Source organism: Thermococcus sp. LS2 (assembly GCF_012027375.1).
Taxonomy (GTDB): Archaea; Methanobacteriota_B; Thermococci; order Thermococcales; family Thermococcaceae; genus Thermococcus_B.
The window spans coordinates 267,684-285,392 of record NZ_SNUI01000002.1; the positions used below are offsets into that span (position 1 = coordinate 267,684).

23 protein-coding genes are annotated in these 17,709 nt (G+C 40.0%); 8 read left to right on the forward strand and 15 right to left on the reverse strand.

The genetic code is table 11. The features are described from left to right. Nucleotides 1–32 precede the first annotated feature (32 nt). Nucleotides 33–953: a transcription initiation factor IIB gene (locus E3E24_RS04030; protein ID WP_167915682.1), complete on the reverse strand. Its 921-nt coding sequence runs from the start codon at nt 951–953 to the stop codon at nt 33–35. A 5-nt stretch (nt 954–958) separates the two neighbouring features. Further along, nucleotides 959–1,270, reverse strand: coding sequence for a Gar1/Naf1 family protein (locus tag E3E24_RS04035; protein ID WP_167885759.1), 312 nt, complete (start codon nt 1,268–1,270; stop codon nt 959–961). A gap of 242 nt (nt 1,271–1,512) precedes the next feature. On the opposite strand from E3E24_RS04035, the gene E3E24_RS04040 reads away from it, so the two are divergent. Next, nucleotides 1,513–2,838: a RuvB-like helicase gene (locus E3E24_RS04040; RefSeq protein WP_167915683.1), complete on the forward strand. Its 1,326-nt coding sequence runs from the start codon at nt 1,513–1,515 to the stop codon at nt 2,836–2,838. Here the strand turns inward: E3E24_RS04040 and E3E24_RS04045 are convergent, their stop codons facing one another. Genes E3E24_RS04045 through E3E24_RS04060 form a run of 4 tightly spaced genes read right to left on the reverse strand, consistent with a single transcriptional unit; the run spans nt 2,839 to nt 5,544 of the window. Then, the gene (locus E3E24_RS04045) at nt 2,839–3,837 is read right to left on the reverse strand and encodes a PIN domain-containing protein (protein ID WP_167915684.1); all 999 of its coding nucleotides are present in this window, start codon (nt 3,835–3,837) and stop codon (nt 2,839–2,841) included. Nucleotides 3,838–3,839: 2 nt separating this feature from the next. Further along, nucleotides 3,840–4,310: a hypothetical protein gene (locus E3E24_RS04050; RefSeq protein ID WP_167885762.1), complete on the reverse strand. Its 471-nt coding sequence runs from the start codon at nt 4,308–4,310 to the stop codon at nt 3,840–3,842. Between the two features lie 7 nt (nt 4,311–4,317). Next, nucleotides 4,318–4,779 carry a DUF2284 domain-containing protein gene (locus tag E3E24_RS04055; RefSeq protein WP_167885763.1) on the reverse strand — a complete coding sequence of 154 codons (462 nt, stop codon included), beginning with the start codon at nt 4,777–4,779 and terminating at the stop codon, nt 4,318–4,320. Nucleotides 4,780–4,821: 42 nt separating this feature from the next. After that, complete coding sequence (locus tag E3E24_RS04060; protein WP_167885764.1) at nt 4,822–5,544, reverse strand: SDR family NAD(P)-dependent oxidoreductase; 723 nt, start codon at nt 5,542–5,544, stop codon at nt 4,822–4,824. Between the two features lie 91 nt (nt 5,545–5,635). On the opposite strand from E3E24_RS04060, the gene E3E24_RS04065 reads away from it, so the two are divergent. The 3 genes from E3E24_RS04065 to E3E24_RS04075 all read left to right on the forward strand — a co-directional run bounded on the left by E3E24_RS04065 (nt 5,636) and on the right by E3E24_RS04075 (nt 7,618). After that, nucleotides 5,636–6,181 (forward strand): YbhB/YbcL family Raf kinase inhibitor-like protein, encoded by a 546-nt coding sequence (locus tag E3E24_RS04065; RefSeq protein ID WP_167885765.1) that lies wholly within the window; start codon nt 5,636–5,638, stop codon nt 6,179–6,181. A gap of 92 nt (nt 6,182–6,273) precedes the next feature. Beyond that, nucleotides 6,274–6,969 carry a DUF257 family protein gene (locus E3E24_RS04070; RefSeq protein WP_167915685.1) on the forward strand — a complete coding sequence of 232 codons (696 nt, stop codon included), beginning with the start codon at nt 6,274–6,276 and terminating at the stop codon, nt 6,967–6,969. A 1-nt stretch (nt 6,970) separates the two neighbouring features. Continuing rightward, nucleotides 6,971–7,618: a DUF257 family protein gene (locus tag E3E24_RS04075; RefSeq protein WP_167915686.1), complete on the forward strand. Its 648-nt coding sequence runs from the start codon at nt 6,971–6,973 to the stop codon at nt 7,616–7,618. Here E3E24_RS04075 and E3E24_RS04080 read toward each other — a convergent pair whose 3' ends face one another. The 4 genes from E3E24_RS04080 to E3E24_RS04095 form a co-directional block, all read right to left on the reverse strand. Further along, nucleotides 7,619–7,870, reverse strand: coding sequence for a hypothetical protein (locus tag E3E24_RS04080; RefSeq protein ID WP_167885768.1), 252 nt, complete (start codon nt 7,868–7,870; stop codon nt 7,619–7,621). A gap of 117 nt (nt 7,871–7,987) precedes the next feature. Continuing rightward, nucleotides 7,988–8,473 carry a hypothetical protein gene (locus tag E3E24_RS04085; RefSeq protein ID WP_167885769.1) on the reverse strand — a complete coding sequence of 162 codons (486 nt, stop codon included), beginning with the start codon at nt 8,471–8,473 and terminating at the stop codon, nt 7,988–7,990. Between the two features lie 63 nt (nt 8,474–8,536). Next, a complete protein-coding gene (locus tag E3E24_RS04090) occupies nt 8,537–9,262 on the reverse strand; it encodes a cytochrome c biogenesis protein CcdA (RefSeq protein ID WP_167885770.1) in 726 nt (241 codons plus the stop codon). Then, on the reverse strand, nt 9,252–9,818 hold the full coding sequence (locus E3E24_RS04095; protein WP_167885771.1) for a thioredoxin family protein: 567 nt from the start codon (nt 9,816–9,818) through the stop codon (nt 9,252–9,254). Before E3E24_RS04095 ends, E3E24_RS04090 begins: the two co-directional genes overlap by 11 nt. A 132-nt stretch (nt 9,819–9,950) precedes the next feature. Here E3E24_RS04095 and E3E24_RS04100 point away from each other — a divergent pair, with 132 nt between their 5' ends. Together E3E24_RS04100 and E3E24_RS04105 are read left to right on the forward strand one after the other, a co-directional pair. Then, nucleotides 9,951–10,475, forward strand: a complete 525-nt coding sequence (locus E3E24_RS04100) for a CBS domain-containing protein (protein WP_167885772.1) — start codon at nt 9,951–9,953, stop codon at nt 10,473–10,475. Then, the gene (locus E3E24_RS04105; protein ID WP_167885773.1) at nt 10,439–11,695 is read left to right on the forward strand and encodes a cation:proton antiporter; all 1,257 of its coding nucleotides are present in this window, start codon (nt 10,439–10,441) and stop codon (nt 11,693–11,695) included. Before E3E24_RS04100 ends, E3E24_RS04105 begins: the two co-directional genes overlap by 37 nt. Here E3E24_RS04105 and E3E24_RS04110 read toward each other — a convergent pair. The 5 genes from E3E24_RS04110 to E3E24_RS04130 all read right to left on the reverse strand — a co-directional run bounded on the left by E3E24_RS04110 (nt 11,682) and on the right by E3E24_RS04130 (nt 14,562). After that, nucleotides 11,682–12,032: a thioredoxin family protein gene (locus tag E3E24_RS04110; RefSeq protein WP_167885774.1), complete on the reverse strand. Its 351-nt coding sequence runs from the start codon at nt 12,030–12,032 to the stop codon at nt 11,682–11,684. The genes E3E24_RS04105 and E3E24_RS04110 overlap by 14 nt on opposite strands. A 57-nt stretch (nt 12,033–12,089) precedes the next feature. Next, nucleotides 12,090–12,740, reverse strand: a complete 651-nt coding sequence (locus E3E24_RS04115) for an iron-sulfur cluster assembly scaffold protein (protein WP_167885775.1) — start codon at nt 12,738–12,740, stop codon at nt 12,090–12,092. Between the two features lies 1 nt (nt 12,741). Further along, complete coding sequence (locus tag E3E24_RS04120) at nt 12,742–12,963, reverse strand: sulfurtransferase TusA family protein (protein WP_167885776.1); 222 nt, start codon at nt 12,961–12,963, stop codon at nt 12,742–12,744. Beyond that, the gene (locus tag E3E24_RS04125) at nt 12,960–14,108 is read right to left on the reverse strand and encodes a cysteine desulfurase family protein (RefSeq protein WP_167885777.1); all 1,149 of its coding nucleotides are present in this window, start codon (nt 14,106–14,108) and stop codon (nt 12,960–12,962) included. Before E3E24_RS04125 ends, E3E24_RS04120 begins: the two co-directional genes overlap by 4 nt. Before the next feature lie 64 nt (nt 14,109–14,172). Beyond that, nucleotides 14,173–14,562, reverse strand: a complete 390-nt coding sequence (locus tag E3E24_RS04130; protein ID WP_167885778.1) for a transcriptional regulator — start codon at nt 14,560–14,562, stop codon at nt 14,173–14,175. 347 nt (nt 14,563–14,909) lie between these two features. Between E3E24_RS04130 and hcp the strand changes: the two genes are divergently transcribed. Together hcp and E3E24_RS04140 are read left to right on the forward strand one after the other, a co-directional pair. Continuing rightward, nucleotides 14,910–16,238, forward strand: a complete 1,329-nt coding sequence (gene hcp / locus E3E24_RS04135; RefSeq protein WP_167915687.1) for a hydroxylamine reductase — start codon at nt 14,910–14,912, stop codon at nt 16,236–16,238. Nucleotides 16,239–16,370: 132 nt separating this feature from the next. After that, a complete protein-coding gene (locus tag E3E24_RS04140; protein ID WP_167915688.1) occupies nt 16,371–17,708 on the forward strand; it encodes a DUF438 domain-containing protein in 1,338 nt (445 codons plus the stop codon). Nucleotide 17,709: the final 1 nt, after the last annotated feature.

Here is a 17,709-nt window from a genome sequence, read left to right on the forward strand (position 1 = left end):
CCTATCAGCGACGGGTTTGAATCCTCATCTGGCTAAATTGTTAGCTTTATGTTCAGCTTTTCTACAAGCTCCTTATATCTATTTCTCACGGTAACTTCAGTGACGTGAGCAACTTCAGCAACTTCCCTCTGCGTTCTTTTTTCACCTTCAAGGACGCTTGCAATATACAATGCAGCAGCAGCGACGCCCATAGGACCTCTTCCACTTGTCAGCCCCAGTTTAATAGCTTTTTGAAGGATTTTCACTGCCCTATTTTTTGTTCTTTCACTCAATCCCAACTGGTCAGCAAATCTGTTTACATAATCAATTGGATTCGTGGGAGTCAATCTTAGATGAAGCTCTCTTGCTATGAATCTATAACTCCTTCCTATTTCTTTCTTATCAACTCTTGCAACCTCTTCAATCTCATCTAAAGTTCTCGGCACTTTTGCCATTCTACACGCAGCATACAGACAAGCTGAAGTAACGCCTTCAATTGACCTACCTCTAATGAGTTTCTCCATCACAGCTTTTCTGTAAAGAGCGGCAGCCATTTCCTTAACATTTCTTGGAAGACCAAGCTGAGAAGCCATCCTATCTAGCTCACTCAGTGCAAATGCCAAATTTCTCTCGGTTGCATCGCTGACTCTAATTCTCCTCTGCCATTTTCTAAGACGGTACATCTTTGCTCTCATTGTTCCAGAAATATCGTTTCCGTGAATATCCTTGTTCTTCCAGTCAATGGTGCTAGAAAGACCTTTATCGTGTATCATCATTGTCATCGGAGCGCCAACTCTTACCCTTTTAGCTTTCTGGTCGGCATCAAAAGCCCTCCATTCAGGGCCAGAATCGATGATATTCTGAGCAACAACATAACCACAGGATGCACATACAATTTCTCCCCTTTCGGGATCATAAATTAGCTTAACTGATCCACAAATAGGACATTTCTTAGTATCTTCAGCAGAAAGCAAGTGAGTCACCCCCTCTTCCGGGGGGCAGGGCGCTTCTTCTTGAACTTTTTACCCTTACCCTTGCCTTTTTGTTCAGGTCTCTTTCTCCTTTTCCTTTCATCAACATAAAGAACTTGTCCAACGTACTCTTCGGGATTCTTCACTTTTGGCTTTACAGCCACATAAGGCATTTTGACTGGCCCAAATACATCCTTAACGATGCCGACAAGCTGGAGATTTGTATCTACAACAGGATCATTTAAAGAGGGCACCCAATCAGAACGGAGTATCAAGAACCCCTGCTTTGCATAATGAGAAACTTTACCTAAGCGCTTCATAGCCCCACCCCAACCGAAATCTTTTTAAATCTTTTGCTTCATAACTTTTAAGTCTTTCGTATTATCACTTTACTTCGTAATTTAAAACAAAAAGTTTTTAATAGAGAAGTGATGTATCCAGTGGAATTTTATATTGTGCAAAGCAGATTTTTCTTGTTACTCAGAAATGCTTCCCGTTAAGCTTTTAAGACCTTTGATTTTAATAACAAAATGGTACTTTAAAATTAGCAGGGGGTGAAAGCATGCCAGTGATAGAAGAGATTACAAAAGTCAGCTTTGAAAGAGTAGGGAGTCATTCCCACATTAAAGGGTTAGGTTTAGATGAGAACGGAAAAGCAAAGTTCATCGCAGATGGAATGGTGGGACAAACAAAAGCAAGAGAAGCCGCTGGTATCGCAGTTAAGCTGATAAAGAAAGGTAAGCTCGCTGGAAAGGGAATTCTCCTTGCTGGACCTACTGGAAGCGGTAAAACGGCTATAGCAATGGGAATTGCCAAGGAGCTCGGCGAAGACGTCCCATTCGTCCAGATAAGCGGAAGCGAAATTTATTCCGCTGAGATCAAGAAGACAGAATTCTTAAAGCAGGCTTTGAGAAGAGCAATTGGTGTTAGAATAAGCGAAGAAAGGAAAGTTTACGAAGGGAAAGTTGAGAAAATTGAAATTAGAAGAACGAGGCACCCATTCAATCCTTATATCGAAATTCCCGAATCCGTAGTGCTAACCCTTAGGACAAGAGACGATGAGAAAACAATTAGGGCTGGGAGAGAGATAGCTTACCAGCTTCTTGAGCTTGGAATTGAAGAAGGAGATGTAATCCAAATTGATGCTGAAACTGGAAGGATTTCAAAAATTGGAACAACAAAAGAAGAGGAAGGAATTTTCTTAAAGAGGAAAGTTGATATGCCAAGCGGTCCAGTGCTCAAGATTAAAGAGTTCACTTATACTGTGACGCTTCATGATTTGGATATGATTAACGCAAGAGCAGGCGGAATATTCAGCTTGTTCTTCGGAGGAGGACTAGAGATTACAGATGAGGTTAGGGAGAGAGTTGATGAAACAGTTAAGCAGTGGGTAGAAGAAGGCAAGGCAGTATTAGTGCCAGGAGTTCTGTTCATTGACGAGTGTCATATGTTTGACATCGAGGCATTTTCATTCCTTGCAAGAGCTATGGAAAGTGAGCTAGCACCAATCCTAATTCTTGCAACCAACAGAGGAAGGACAAAGATTAGGGGAACTGACATTGAATCACCTCACGGAATCCCAATTGACATGCTCGATAGACTGCTCATTATCAACACAGAGCCATATAAGAAGGAAGAAATAAGAGAGATTGTAAAAATCAGAGCTAGGGAAGAAGGAATTGAAATAAGCGACGAAGCAGTTGAATACCTTGCAGAACTTGGAGAGAAGACAAGCTTGAGGTATGCAGTGCAGCTTTTAGCTCCAGCGAGCATATTAGCAAACGGCAAGAGAGTGGAGAAGGAGCACATCATGAAAGCCGAAGAATACTTCGCTGACATAAAGAGGAGCATAAACTACGTAGAAAACTTAGAAGGAATGCTCCGCTGATTATTTCTCTATTTTTAACTCTCTAAGCTTTCTGCTGAGCTCTAGATGGAAGGTGAACTCCTTGTAAATTGAATTGTGTAGGAACTTTAATTTAAGCTCATTGAGCTTTACTTTTCCCCCAAATTCTCCAAAGACCAGCACGTCTCCGATCTGTATAACACCAAAAACTGCAGCTAAATTAAAGAGCAGAGTCCTCATATGATAAGGGGTTGCATAATGGAGCGAAATGTCTTCATACGGATACTCAAAGAGAAAGTACTCAAGCCCTTCAAGCTCCGCTATATCTGTCATTGCAACATCTGCTGTCAGGAGAATAACGAGGGATGGAGTTTCTTTATCAAACCGTTTGAGCGATCTAACTATAAGTTCATCATTTGTACCAGTGTTTTCATGCACCCTTCTGACTTCTATTATTCTGTCTTTCAGAGCTTTAAACTCCTTAAGGGCTATGTATGCTGCTTTTCTTGATTTTTTCATTCTCCTGTTGTAGAATTCATCCAAAAGGTGGGAATTGTAAAGAATGCGCTTCAGAGCATGTATATGCCCCCGATGATATTTATAGTTCATGGACTGCTCAATTTCCCATATGACTACATCAACCACCGCAAGCTCATACCTTCTAAGTGGGGGATATGTGGAAATAAAGCGGTGGTAAAAAATGTTTGTATCTGGAGCAAAAATCACTCTCTTGCTTAAAATCTCATAACTCTCAAGATGTTTCTTAAACTCATTAAGGTTTGCATACTTTATTATGCCCGAAGCTAAGACACATTCGTGGAAATCCTTGTAATTCGGCAAATCATGAAGAGGATCCTTTTTTTCTGACAAAACCCTAGAAAAGTCTTCCGGCTTTGCTAAGGCTTCAATTTCATAGCCATAAACTTTTCTTCTAAATTTCAAGAGAGGAAAATTACCATAAAGCGGATAAGACACAATTGTATCATCAGGAAGAAGGTTAAGCAGAATTTGGAGTTCCGCTTTATCTATGAGTAACTCCATGATCAGCCCTCCATGAAGTCCTCAAGCTTTTGTGCATGAAGCGGGATCATCATATATGGTCTGTTTGCAAACTGAATATCCTTCTCAGCCAAGGCCAAGTAAAAGACGTGGTCAACTTTTAGCGGTACTCCTTGAACAAGTGCTCCAGCCACTAAAGCCTTTCTCCCAGAGGTTATATCTATAGCAATCTCAGCCCCTTTATTCTTGAGCTCCCTAAGGAGTTTCTCAACCTCTCTTCGTGCTTCCTTGAAATTTGCTTCCTTTATTACCCTCCACTCAATTTTGGGAGAAAATCCAAATGTATTTGAGATTATTTCAAGCGCTCTAACAGCTTTAGGGAGCTTATCTTGGTATGTGTCTTCCAAAAATATGTAAATCTCATCAGGCTTGTACTTCTTTTTCATTACAACGGCATAATATGCATTTATCATAGCCCATGTGGAGCGGCCCAGCATTGTTATGTAGGCTTTCATTTTTATCCTAATCTACTAATATCAGCCCATACAAAACACTTTCGCTGAAGTCTAAGTCAACAATCTTGGACAGCTCTATCCCTACAGCATCAATGGAAGGCCTCACTTTTGTTGGCATCAAGCACTTGCCGCTCTTTTCGAACTTGCATTCGTCACAGAGGTTGCAGTTGCCGGGAAAGAGCGCAAGGGCGTAGGGGTGACCTGACTTAAAGAATTCTTCTTCCTTCTTGAGCAGATATAGGAGTACTTTTCTCTTTTCTTCTTCAAAATTCTCATAATTGATTTGAAACTTAATTAAAAGAGCTCTCTTGAAGTGCTTAATCCACTCTTTAGCTTCTTTCCAAGAAGGAGCATAAGGGGGACATGAGGGACTTTTACCGTAAACTGGGCAAGTTCTGCACTTCCAGATAGGTCTAGGAGAAACAACAATGTCCTCTACATTTATTTCCTTCTCATAAACAACCCGCATGGCTATCAGAGATAAGAAGAAAGCCAAAAATAAAAGCTTTTCTCAGTCCATCAATCTTCCACCATTCACATCTATCAGCTCTCCGGTTATGTGGTCATTCTCCAAGAGGAAAATCACTGCATGGGCGACATCCTCTGGCTTTGCTATCTCTCCAGTGAGGGAAAGCTTTCTCAGCTTCTCCTTGATTTCTGGGGTTATAAGCTCTGTATCAACTGGGCCTGGAGCAACGGCATTTACCAAAATATCTGGAGCTAGGTGTCTTGCCAAATTGAATGTTAAAGCAATGAGCCCTCCTTTTGAGGCAGCATAGTGAGCACCAACGGTTCCACCGTCCTTTCCAGCAATTGATGCTATGTTGACTATCTTTCCTTTTTTCATGTACTTCAGAACTTCTTGAGTTACAATAAAAGCACCTTTCAGATTTACATCCAAGACTCTGTCCCATTCCTCATCAGTTATCTCCATGGGCTTCATTGCCTTCCCAAGAATTCCCGCATTGTTAATTAGGATATCTATCCGGCCAAACTTCTCAATTATCTTTTCAACCATGGCCTTAACTTCCTCTCTTTTGCTCACATCAGCTTTTACTACAAGAGTTTCAACACCATAGGCTTTGCAGAGTTCTTCAGTTTTTCTTGCCTTCTCTTCGTTGTGACCATAATTTATAACTACATTCGCTCCCTTCTGAGCTAAAGCAACTGCAATTGCTCTTCCAATTCCTCTTGAAGCTCCGGTAACTAGGGCAACTTTCCCTCTCAACTCCATGTTATCACCCTTTAAGATTTACAATGCTTAAATTAAAAACTCTTGCCTAATACCCGAAATATTTTTACGTTTTAAAAGCAAACAGGATAACATGAAAAGACTGCTTGTTAGTTTTGTGATATTCGTTCTTTTGGCATCTGGATGCCTTCAGAAAGAGGAGGAGAAAGAAATGAGCTTGAAGGTTACTTCTGTTTTTGGAGAGAATGAATTTATACCAAGCAAATACACCTGTGAGGGCTTAGACATTAATCCACCTCTAAAGCTTGAAGGGCTTAGCGAAAAAGCTGTTAGCATAGCGATAATTGTAGACGATCCTGACGCTCCGATAGGAACTTTTGTGCATTGGGTTGCATGGAATATTCCTCCAGTTAAGGAAATACCAGAAGGAATCCCAAAGAAAGAGACTGTTGAAGTACCAATTCACATTGTTCAAGGGAGGAATGACTTTGGAAGGATAGGTTACAATGGACCTTGTCCACCTAGAGGACATGGAGTTCACCACTACCACTTCAAAGTCTATGTGCTCGATACAGAGCTTGACTTGAAATCAGGAGCAACTAAAAAGGATTTAGAAAATGCAATGAAAGGCCATATTATCCAATATGGGGAATTGATAGGTCTTTACGAGAGGAAATAGTGTGGCTTTATTTTTCATTTTCTGTTTTCTAAAGTCTTAGCTCCAAAATATTTTTAATGATTAAATGTCAATTCAAATTGGGGGTGTTCCCGATGACACATGAGTTATCCTTCTTATTGGAGGAATTTCCCAAAACTAAACCGGGAGAGATTGTTTTAATTGAGCACACTCCCTATTCATCGCACCACTTGGCATTCTATGCGCTTGCAACGCATTCATTAAAGCTAGGATATCCTCTCATAATAGATGATCTCCTGGATACGCTTCATCTCTATAAGACATATCTCGATTTTGCAGGGCTTAATACGGATTTCTTGAATAGCGATGATGTATCAGTTTTAAAAATTGGAGGGCACAAAGAAGTTGGCAATGTGGCTGCAACGATTAGACTTACAGATGAATTCTATGTGCATCAGGAAAACTACAGAACTGCTTTTAATTCCATCTTGAAACAAAGAGAGTTTTTTGTAAATATTGTTTTGGGCTTCGATAGGAGAATTGCACTAATACGCAATCCATATGAAAGGTATCTGTTTTTGCTAAATCGGGTATACTACCTTGGAAATAAAAAGAGAGTAGCTTTTTACTTTGTCAATATAAATCTGTTAAAAAGATTCCCTCTAGTACTCCCATTCTTGGAGGAAATCTCGACAACCGTTGTGAGGATAGAAAAACAAGATAAAAAAGTAGCACTCACTTTTTTAAAATCCCCAAATCCTTCACTTGTGGGTTCACAATTTAAGCTCAATATAGATGAAACATTAAACTACTTAAAAGGAGGGGCCTAAAATGATGGATATTTCTGAACTTCTAGATAGCTTTAAAAATGGAGAAACAGTCCTATTGTTATACCCTTCAATTTCACCTTCCTACATATTCCTTAAAGAGGCAATTGAATACTGTAGAGAAAAGAATTCGGAGTTGCTTATTGTTGACATTTTTGATATGCTCCATGTTTATAAAGTCCAGATGGAGTATGTAGGAATTGATGCAGATATCAACGATAAAAGAATCTTTGTAATAAAAGAAGGAGGAAAAATAACCGTCGGAAATGTTCTAAGTAGAATCAGTGTTGATGAAGATGCAACTTTACATCTGAGAAAGTATGTAGAGGTCTTTGAGAGTGTCATAAAGGATAAAGAGTTTGTTTTAGACATTGCACTTGGTTTTGATAAGCTTCTCGCATTTTACTCAGAAAGTCCCAAAGATTTGGAAGCAATTTTACTAGCAGTGAAAGATTTTGTGGGGAATAAAAAGCGCACAGCAATATATTTTGTGAATCAAAATATAGTTACCAATATCCCTAATGCCTTGGACTTTCTAGAAGATTCAGCTACTACTGTAATAAGACTCGAAGAAAAAGATGACGGATGGTATTTAAAAGTGTTAAAATCTCCAAAAATAGAAGTTGTAGGAGCGGAAATCAGAATAAAGTAACTATCCATATCTGACTTTCACATAGAGATTAATAGCACTCTGAAAAGCAGCAAGAGCATTTAATATTAAAAATATCCAGTCCCCAATGATATATGAATATATTGTCAGCAAAGTCGATGCAGTCACATATATCAGAATGAACCTAAAGTTCAAGGGGCAGTACTTTGTTTTTATAGTTTCAATGGTCTGAGGAACCCATGAGCTTACCAAGAGCAGCATTCCAATTAATCCTATTATCTCTCCACTACTCATTTCATCTCACCCCCTATTTTTAAGCCTCATAAAGCTTTGAAGAAGGGTAAAAAAGTGTTGTGAATTAAATTTAGTCAAAGAGAATGGCCAAAAAACAAAAAATTGACAAAGTTATGTTTAATCTTCTTCTCTCCTCTGATTGAGCCCTGCAGCGAGTCTTGATGTAGCCCAAGTCTTAACGTCATCATCAAGAATATCATTAATTATCTTAAGAGCCTCTGGAATTTTCCCTTTCTTTGCAAGTGCTATGGCAACTTCTGCCTGAATCTTGGACCGACTTGAGACATCCTTAATCATTGAAGCTATTTTAAGTGCATCATCAATCAAATCAAGGTTTAGGAATTCAAAGGCAAGACTCATAAGTGCTTTTGTTATAGAATCGTCCCTGCCCATTTCAAAAATAGAGTCAAGGGTTTTCTTCAAGATATCTTGGTAGTCTTCCCCAAGTCTTGCCATTTCAACAGTTATTTTCGAGAGGGCTTTTGCTTTTATTCCCTTGTCAGGAATTGTCTCAGCGACTTGAACTGCAGTTTTGAAATCGCGATTGCTTATGAGCTTTGAAATAGCCTCATATAAGGCTCTCGATTGATACCATTCTTGCATCAATAACACCAAACTGAAATTTCGCTTCCAATAGATTTAAGCTTTCCTAAAAATAAAATAAAATCAATAGAAGAGGAGAACATAGATTCCAAGGACTATCAGCGCAGAGCCAGCTATTATTGAGAGCTCTCTAGACCTCTGAACTATTTTCTGAGACAAGCTTTTGCTTTCACTTATGCTTCCGACAGTAAAGAGAATAATCAACAGCGGTAGAACAAAGATAATGTTGTACAGTCCAAGCAGAATCCATGTTAGTGCCCTTCCAATTTTTGAAATGAGGATCGCATAAATCAAATAGCTACCCGCAGAACAAGGTAACAACGTGAACGATACCATAACTCCAAGAGCAAAAGCACCTAAAATACTTGCTTCCTGCCTAAAGATGCTCTTCCTAACTTTTTTCTTTCCAGCAACCCTTGATTTCTCAAGGTAACCCGTTATAACGGTATACCCTCCAAAAATTATTGAGACAATACCTGCAATCCAAGTAGGAATGCTTTTCGTGAAGATTACAAGGCCAACTCCCAGAATGTAATATGAGATGTATATCGCAACTATAAATGCCAAGCCTATTGCATAAATCCTCCTCTTTGAAATGCCCTCCTTGAGTGAAAGAGCTATCAGAAACATTGTATATATTACGAAGGTGCACGGATTTATAGAGTCAGATACTGCTAGTGAGATCAAAGGAAAGATCATAGACTGTAAATGCACCAGTGAAAGCACCACAATAGTTAGTCCAAAAGATATAAAGATAATCAAGAGCAGGGCCTTGATTTCATCCTTCACTGGGCTCACCATTCATGAAAATAGTTTCAAGCTTTTTAATTATTTCTGTCTGGTTTGAGGGGATGAGATATGTTCTATCTGCGATAAAAAGAACACCATTCTCCTTCAACGCAGTATTTACTATCAAAGGAACATTTTTGGCTGGATCAGGTATCTCTCCCTCAATGACTGCAACTAGATGACCGTCATAGAATATTCCTATTACTGGAACTCCAGTAATTCCCAGAGTGTCATACAACTCTGAAAAGAGCTGAGTATTATGCTCATTTCCTTGAAGCTCATAGTATGTAAATTTATCTTTCCCAAAAATCTCTGGTAATAACTTTTTCATCCTCCCGCAGTGAGGACAGCCAGCCGCGCCGAACATGTAAAAATGGAGTTTTGTGATATCAATTTCCTGCTCATGTGTTGATGTTGTTCCAGTTGGTGTAGACTCTGAAGGCTGAGTGGCTGTAGTTGAAGATTGAATCGTTGATGCAGTGTTGTTTGAGATGCACATACTTGTGAGTGTACCAAGGAGAATTATTAGAATTATTCCAGCCAGCATCTTTTTCATTAAACTCACCTAATCGAGTATTCGAAGGCGGGCATTTAAGTATTTGGGTGCTGCATATAAGAGCTCATGAATGCATCTTCTTCTACAAAAACCGTTAAATAGTCGGAAATCTTAGAAAGATTTGGTGATAAGATGAGTGAGGTTGAAAGAGCTCTTCAGACATTTCACTCACTTAAAGTCAAGCAGGTAATGCCTCCATTAGCATCAATGCCAATTGTAACAGTAGATTCATCAATCCTTGATGTACTAAAGCTACTCAAGACAAGACACCACGTATGGGTCGTAAACAACAAGGAGGAAATGAAGCTTGAAGGAGTCATTAGATACATAAATGTAGTTGATGTGCTTTTGCCCCCAGAAACTCATAAGGCTCGCTTTGGAAATATAAGCCACCTCTTTAAATCGATCCTTGGAGGAGCAGACAGAGCAGAGCATGTAATGGAGCGTAACGTTCTCACAATAAACGAAGATGCAACTGTTCTTGATGCACTAACAAAAATGAAACGATACAAGGTACCTTTGCTGGCAATAGTTGACCAAGATGAGAGACTAGTAGGAGAAATAAGCCTCAGAATACTTGTTAATGAGTTTATAAGACTAATGCGCATAGGTGGTGCCCAATGGAGCCAGAGTGGATCCTCTTCACACTTGGAGTAGCACTAATTGTGGGGAAGATTGGCGACAACATAATGGAACGCTTTGAACTTCCCGGTGTTTTGGGAGAAATTTTAATGGGCATGATTTTGGGGAACCTCATCTATTTTGGGGTTATAAGTCCCGAATACCTAACTCTTCACTCAAATGAAACCTTTGAGTTTTTGGCAAAGCTAGGAATAATCTTTCTCCTCTTCCTGGGAGGTCTTGACACAGATATAGAGATGATAAAGAGAACGGGAAAAGTAGCAACGGTTTCCACTCTTATGGGTGTGTTTGTTCCGTTAATAATGGGCTATTTTGGGCTTAAGCTGATGGGGTATCCATCAAGAGAGGCTTTTGCAGGTGGTGTTTTGCTTACTGCAACGAGCATAGGAATTACAGTTAGAGTAATGATGGATTTAGGCGTTTTGAGGAGTGAAGTAGGAGCAGCTTCGCTGAGTGCAAGTGTGATGGATGACTTCCTTGGCATAGCGCTGATAATCTTTGCCGTTGGAACAGGAAGTATTTTGGGATTAATTGGAAAGATGGCAGCATTTTTCATAATTACTGGGGTCTTGGCATGGTATTCCATTGATAAATACATACGCTTTTCTGAACGACTCCATGTGGAGAAGGGAGTTCTAGCTATGGTTCTAGCGTTAATGTTTCTCTTTTCAGCCCTTGCAGAGAAATGGTTTGCTGCTGCGATTGAAGGTGCATTCATGGCTGGTCTTGTTTTATCAAAGCTCCCAGAGGGAAGGAAAATAGCAGAGGATGTCAAAGCTATTGGATATGGCTTCCTAATCCCGATATTCTTCGTGTACACTGGAGCAATGCTCGATTTGAAAGTGTTCACAAGCAGAGAGGCATTGGCTTTAGCAGTCGTTCTAACGGGCATTGCAGTTATTGGAAAGGTTGTAGGAAGAGGAATCGGAGCAATGATGATGGGCTGGGACTTCAAAAAGTCTCTTCAAATGGGAATAGGCTCAATTCCAAGAACTGAAGTTGCTCTCGTGGACTTGATGGTTGCAATTCATGGAGGTGCAATACCCCAAAGTGACGCACAAAAGTTCATAGCCGCAACGCTGATTTTCATCACTGTCTCCGTGCTAATAACTCCCCCACTGCTGAAGTGGGCATTTAAGGAAGATGTTGAAAGGAGGAAGAAAGAGAAAGCAGAAATTAAGAAAGAGAAAGTTAAAGAGACTAAGAAGAAAATTGCAAAGATTAAGCAGAGCTGAGTTTTTCTTTTACTTTCCTTTCAAATTCTATAAACGGTGGGACCCCAATAAACTCAACTCTATCGTTTATTAGAATCGTTGGAGTTCCTAAGATGTTGTGCTCCATTGCTTTTTTTCTCCCTTCTGGAGTTGCAACGCTTAGCTCTTTCACAATTACTCCCGGATATTTCCTCGCTATCTCCTGAGCCATTTGAACTGCTATTGGACAGTAAGGACAAGTTGGTGACGTGATAACTTCAATAACAACTCTTGGCTTCTTTGGTTTAACCTCAACCATTCCCATCTTCTTCATGAGCTCAAGCATCTTTTTTCTCCTAATCATCTCAAGCTCATCCATGCTCTCACCGAGAAGAGCTTAGAAAAAGGGTTTAAAAAGAAATTGTTGAAGAAAATTTCATGATTCCGTGAATTCAATCTCTAAATCAACGTCAAGGCCTTCAAAAGCTTCTCTTATCTGTTCTTCGAAAACTTCAGCCTCTGGGCTGTCCTTTGGAATATTGAGCATTATCTTAACTTTTCTGCCTTCAATCTTACATCCCTTATATTTATCCCCTCTAAGAACGCTTTCCCCAGTAATAGGGTCAATAACTGCTGCAAGAATCAGCTTAACAAAGCTCTCGTCAATTTCTCTCCTCCCTTGGATAACATCCCACTTCGCCAAAGCCTGCCTAAGTCCTTCAGCTGCTAAAACCGCACAGTGATATTTGATCTGCGGCAATCCTCCAAGCTCTTCCACAATGTCCTTGAATTTAATTTTCTTAGCTTCTTCGACAGTCTTTCCTTTTATCATCTCTGTGAGCACTGAGGCAGTTGCAATATTCGCGGCACAGCCGTAGCTCCTAAATTTGGCGTCAACTATTTTGTCATTCTCAATCTTCAGATAGAGCTTTATCATGTCTCCACATGCTGGACTTCCTGCTTTTGCTGTGACACTTGGATTCGCTATTTCTCCAACATTTTTTGGATGAAGGAAATAGTAGAGAACCTTTCTTGAATAACCTATCCTTTTTTTCTCGTCCCATTTTCTAGCGTCAAATCTTTCCATTTTATCTCACCTTTTTCACGACGATTCTCCAAACACCGTCTTTCTCGTCGATTTCAAGGATTTCTTGCCCAGTTTCGTCTGCTGCCAGTGCTATTTCCCCCTTACTCAACTCATGAGTGCCAACAATCTCAATTATCTCCCCAACTTTAGCTTTTCTCAAAGCCTTTCTGAATTCATTGAGTGGGATTGGACATTCTTTTCCTATGACATTGATCTTTATCATCTCTTACCACCGTAGATGCTGATTTCCCTTAGTTTTTCAACGACATCCTTTATAATCTCATACGCTTTTACTATCTCCTCCTCAGTTGTCCACTTGCTTAAGCTCAGCCTCACTGAACCGTGGGCATCTTCAAATGAACCTCCAATGGCTCTAATTACATGACTCGGCAAAAGTTCTTGCGAATAGCATGCAGAACCAGTTGAGAACACTAACCCTCTCAAATCACAGTGGAGTAAAATGCTTTCCCCTTCAACATGAGCGAATGAAACGTTTACATTATTGGGCAACCTTTTATCTCCTCTTGGACCGTTGAGCTTTGTATCGGGGATGCTTAAGAGCAGATCAATTAGCTTGTCCCTGAGCTTTGCCATTCTCTTAGCATCATCGTAGTTTATTAACTCTACAGCTTTTCCAAAGCCAGCTATTGCTGGAACATTGATCATTCCCGGTCTTATTCCTCTTTCCCTCACATCTCCATCGAGGAGAGGTTTGAGTTTAACTCCATCCCTTATATAAAGTGCAGCAATTCCCTTAGGGCCGTGGATTAAGTGAGCAGTAATACTCATTAAGTCAACATCCAGCTTTTTGACATCGATTTTAACTTTACCAAAGGCATGATTTGCATCCAAATAGAGGAGAGCGCCTTTATCATGAACTATCTCAGAGATTGCTTTGATGTCTTGGATAGTTCCAATTTCAAAGTTCCCTAAGTGAGTAGCGAAGAGAATTGCATTTTCCAAGTTGCTTTGAAGGTCTTCAAGGCTGATAAAGCCCTCTCTATCAACGCTAACTTCATAAGTTTCGAAGCCCCAATCTCTCAATCTTTTGACTGTGTTAAGAATTGCTTTTCTCTCAATTTTGCTTGCTAGAACTTTTCCTTTACCCTTAGCCCATGCTATACCTTTTATCGCCAAATTATCTGCTTCAGTTTCATCAGAGACAAAAATAATCTCGTCTGGAGACGCATTTATTTCCTTCGCTATCTTTTCCCTCGCTTCTTCTATGGCTTCTCTAGCTTCCTCGTCAAATATGTGTCCAAATTCGCCTCCTGGAGTTCCGTATTTCTCTTCCAGATACTCAAGCATTACCTTAATTACCTCTGGATCGGGCTTAGTCGTGTTTGCATTATCTAAATAAATGACCATTTTCTTCACCTGACTATCACTAAACGGAGATCACTTTTAAGTATTGCTGGACAGAGCTGTGTAACTACCCAAATAAATCTATACATATCCTGCATTCTGCTGGATTTAACTCGGGATCAATTTTTTTATGGAGAGAGCAGAGATAGCCTTTCCCAAGCATTTTTAGTGCAATTTTAACAAGTCCCGCGTGTATTTGGTATTCACTTGGCTTTTCCCTAATTATCTCCTCTGCAAGCTTTCTGAGATCTTCGTCAATATCCGGAAATTTTGAAACTTCTATGAGTGCTCCCCTATTCATCCGCAGATATCTCGAAACAGCAGATTGAGTAATGTGCAGAAGTTCAGCGACTTGAGTTTGGGTTAACTTATACTCCTTGTAGAGAATTTCAACTAACCGCCTCCTCAATGAAGGATAAACATATTTAGCCGCAACTTCAAAGGCATTCGTCTTCATGGTTTCTGCTATGACGGGTGGCATATATAAGGATTTCGAATTTTAGATTTAGCAAACTTTGATATCTATTCTACAAGGATAATCTTTATGTATTTCCAAAAACTTTGGTCCCCAGATTTTTATGACACTTGTCATATAACATTCACAACATTCATCACATACCTTTATATATCACCATTGGATATTGGATATTTTGTTATAAGTTTATACCAAAATTAACATATTATGTTGAATTTTTCAATCTAATTCTTTTCCTTTGGGTTAAACAACCAAAAAATTTTTATGAATGAAAATTCATAACTTAGTCTGAATGATATGACAAGTGTCATAAAATTGGAGGTGAAAATATGCTGTGCAATCAGTGTTCAATGAGTTTAGTTGGAGGATGTAGCATCAAAGGAGTTTGTGGAAAAGATCCAGATTTGAACGCCCTTCAGGAAGCTCTGCTCTATGGAATAAAGGGAACAGCGGCGTATTATTACCATGCCTTAGAGGTTGGCTACGATAACAAAGAGATAGGTCACTTTTTAGCTGAAGCCTTATACTCAACACTAACTAACGTTAACTTTGACAAGAACAGGTTTTTAGAGCTAATTCTCGAAAACGGTAGGATACACCTAGAGGCTATGAGGCTCCTTGACAAGGCCTATGTTGAGACTTTTGGAAGACCGGAGCCCACTTGGGTTTCCACAGGCACGGAAGAAGGCTACGGAGTTTTGGTGACGGGTCATAGCTATAAAGCTCTCTATGAGCTTTTGAAACAAACTGAAGGGACTGACATAAAGGTTTACACTCATGCAGAAATGTTCCCAGCTCATGCATATCCAGAGTTCAAGAAGTTCGACCACTTGGTGGCAAATTGGGGAGGGAGCTGGCTTCACCAAAAGAAAGAGTTTGCAGAGTTCCCAGGTGTTATTTTGGGCACAAGCAACTGTGTGCAGCAGCCAACAAAAGCCTACGCGGATAGGATTTTCACCGTTGGAATAGCTGGCCTTGAGGGAGTTCCACACATCAGGGATTATAATTTCGAACCTTTGATAAAGAGAGCTTTGGAAACGCCAAGAATGAAGAGGGCAGAAGGAGAAAAATTACTCACAGGATTCCACCATACTAACATCCTAGATATGAAGGATAAGCTCATTGAGCTCATACAAGAGGGCAAGATAAGGCACATCTTTGTAGTCGGAGGATGTGACACCCCTGATCCAAAAATGAGCTACTATGAAAAGCTTACCGCAATGATTCCGGAGGATGCTATAATCCTCTCGGCGGCATGTGGGAAATTCCGCTACAACGCGAGGGATTACGGAACCATTGAAGGAATTCCACGCTTTTTGGACTTTGGACAGTGCAACAATGTCTACTCAATAATTGAGATTGCTATTGCTTTGGCAAATGAGCTTGGAACTGATGTAAACTCACTCCCCCTCAGCATAGTACTCTCATGGATGGAGCAGAAGGCAATAGGAATACTTTACACACTCCTCTACCTTGGAGTTAAAGGCATTTACATCGGTCCAAGGCCCCCAGAATTCTTAACACCCAGAGTCTTTGAAATCCTCAGAAAGCAATTTGATCTGAGACTTACAAGTGATCCAGAGAAAGACCTCAAGAACATGCTCAATAAGGGAGTTAAAATAGAAGAAGGTTCCACTTTGACAGAAGAGCTCAACTGATTCTATTTTCAATTTTTAATTCTTCCAAAGTTTTTTGGACATTCACTTAAAAAAGATTTTTAATAACATAGACAAAAATGTGTAGAAAGATTTAGAAGTGTTGAATATGACATATGTCATGAAGGTGATAAAATGACTGAAATCTTGAAAAATCGTGAGTATAAGAAAGAGAAAATGAAAGAGCTTTTGAAGAAAATCCACAAAGGAGAAGACGTTGAAAAGCTCAAAGAGGAGTTTAAAGAGCTGTTAAGAAGCATCTCTCCATTAGAAATACCCCTCATTGAGCAAGAGCTTGTTAAAGAGGGTATTTCTGCGAGAGAAATCGCAAAGATGTGCGACATCCACGTTGAGCTTTTCAGAGAAGCAGTTTCTGGAGCTGAGAAGGAAGAGCTGAGTGATATTCCTCCGGGTCATCCTCTCCACACACTTTATGAAGAGAACAAAGAGATTATGAAAGATGCAGAGATGCTCAATCTTTACGCTTCAACTTTAGCCAACACAAAGGATGAAAGGATAAGGAGAGAAATCCTGGGAGTTCTTAAAGGGATAGCCAACCAGCTCAGGGCTGTTGGATTCACTCACTACAACAGGGAGGAGATGCTGCTCTTCCCCTACCTTGAGAGGAGGGGTATTACAGCCGTCCCAACAGTCCTTTGGACAAAGCATGATGAAATAAGAGCGATGGTAAAGCAGCTAATTGAGATATTAAATAAAGAAAATAAAATGGATTGGGAAGACTTCGTGAAGAAGGTCAAAGAAAAAGCTTCAGAACTTTCAAGAGCTCTAGTTGACATGGTATTCAGGGAGAACAACATACTCTATCCAACACTAAAAGCTCTGCTTTCTGAGGGAGAATGGGTCGCTATAAGACAGCAGGAAGATGTTATAGGATACTACAAAGTTAAGCCTGGAAATGAATGGAGACCAAAAGCTAAGCCCCTTCACCCCTACGAAATTGACACAACTCTAACAGCAGAACAAATCCTAAGTTTGCCAAAGGAAGTCCAGATGGCACTTAGGGGACAGAAGCTTGAGGGAGATAAGACAAAAGTAAAGAGGGAGGGTGATCTAGAGCTTGATGTCGGATATCTCTCGCCAAAAGAAATAGACGCAATATTCAAACACCTTCCCGTTGATATAACGTTCATAGATAAAGACGACAGAGTACGGTTTTTCTCAGGTGGAGACAGAATATTTACGAGGACACCTTCGATAATCGGAAGGCCTGTGCAGCTCTGTCATCCGCCAAAGAGCGTTCATATAGTTAACAAAATTCTCAAGGCATTTAAAGAAGGCAGAAAAGATGTTGCGGAATTCTGGATTCAAATGGGCGGAAGGTTCATACACATCCGCTACTTTGCTGTGAGAGACGAGAACGGTGAGTACTTGGGAACTCTTGAAGTTGTTCAAGATGTTACTGAAATTAGAAAGCTTGAAGGAGAAAAGAGGTTATTAGATTGGAGGGATTGAA

Coding starts and splice junctions, on each gene's coding strand:
- E3E24_RS04035 (WP_167885759.1), bottom strand. CDS start 1,270: ATGAAGCGCTTAGGTAAAGTTTCTCATTATGCAAAGCAGGGGTTCTTG.
- E3E24_RS04040 (WP_167915683.1), top strand. CDS start 1,513: ATGCCAGTGATAGAAGAGATTACAAAAGTCAGCTTTGAAAGAGTAGGG.
- E3E24_RS04045 (WP_167915684.1), bottom strand. CDS start 3,837: ATGGAGTTACTCATAGATAAAGCGGAACTCCAAATTCTGCTTAACCTT.
- E3E24_RS04050 (WP_167885762.1), bottom strand. CDS start 4,310: ATGAAAGCCTACATAACAATGCTGGGCCGCTCCACATGGGCTATGATA.
- E3E24_RS04055 (WP_167885763.1), bottom strand. CDS start 4,779: ATGCGGGTTGTTTATGAGAAGGAAATAAATGTAGAGGACATTGTTGTT.
- E3E24_RS04060 (WP_167885764.1), bottom strand. CDS start 5,544: ATGGAGTTGAGAGGGAAAGTTGCCCTAGTTACCGGAGCTTCAAGAGGA.
- E3E24_RS04065 (WP_167885765.1), top strand. CDS start 5,636: ATGAAAAGACTGCTTGTTAGTTTTGTGATATTCGTTCTTTTGGCATCT.
- E3E24_RS04070 (WP_167915685.1), top strand. CDS start 6,274: ATGACACATGAGTTATCCTTCTTATTGGAGGAATTTCCCAAAACTAAA.
- E3E24_RS04075 (WP_167915686.1), top strand. CDS start 6,971: ATGATGGATATTTCTGAACTTCTAGATAGCTTTAAAAATGGAGAAACA.
- E3E24_RS04080 (WP_167885768.1), bottom strand. CDS start 7,870: ATGAGTAGTGGAGAGATAATAGGATTAATTGGAATGCTGCTCTTGGTA.
- E3E24_RS04085 (WP_167885769.1), bottom strand. CDS start 8,473: ATGCAAGAATGGTATCAATCGAGAGCCTTATATGAGGCTATTTCAAAG.
- E3E24_RS04095 (WP_167885771.1), bottom strand. CDS start 9,818: ATGAAAAAGATGCTGGCTGGAATAATTCTAATAATTCTCCTTGGTACA.
- E3E24_RS04100 (WP_167885772.1), top strand. CDS start 9,951: ATGAGTGAGGTTGAAAGAGCTCTTCAGACATTTCACTCACTTAAAGTC.
- E3E24_RS04105 (WP_167885773.1), top strand. CDS start 10,439: ATGGAGCCAGAGTGGATCCTCTTCACACTTGGAGTAGCACTAATTGTG.
- E3E24_RS04110 (WP_167885774.1), bottom strand. CDS start 12,032: ATGGATGAGCTTGAGATGATTAGGAGAAAAAAGATGCTTGAGCTCATG.
- E3E24_RS04115 (WP_167885775.1), bottom strand. CDS start 12,740: ATGGAAAGATTTGACGCTAGAAAATGGGACGAGAAAAAAAGGATAGGT.
- E3E24_RS04120 (WP_167885776.1), bottom strand. CDS start 12,963: ATGATAAAGATCAATGTCATAGGAAAAGAATGTCCAATCCCACTCAAT.
- E3E24_RS04125 (WP_167885777.1), bottom strand. CDS start 14,108: ATGGTCATTTATTTAGATAATGCAAACACGACTAAGCCCGATCCAGAG.
- E3E24_RS04130 (WP_167885778.1), bottom strand. CDS start 14,562: ATGAAGACGAATGCCTTTGAAGTTGCGGCTAAATATGTTTATCCTTCA.
- hcp (WP_167915687.1), top strand. CDS start 14,910: ATGCTGTGCAATCAGTGTTCAATGAGTTTAGTTGGAGGATGTAGCATC.
- E3E24_RS04140 (WP_167915688.1), top strand. CDS start 16,371: ATGACTGAAATCTTGAAAAATCGTGAGTATAAGAAAGAGAAAATGAAA.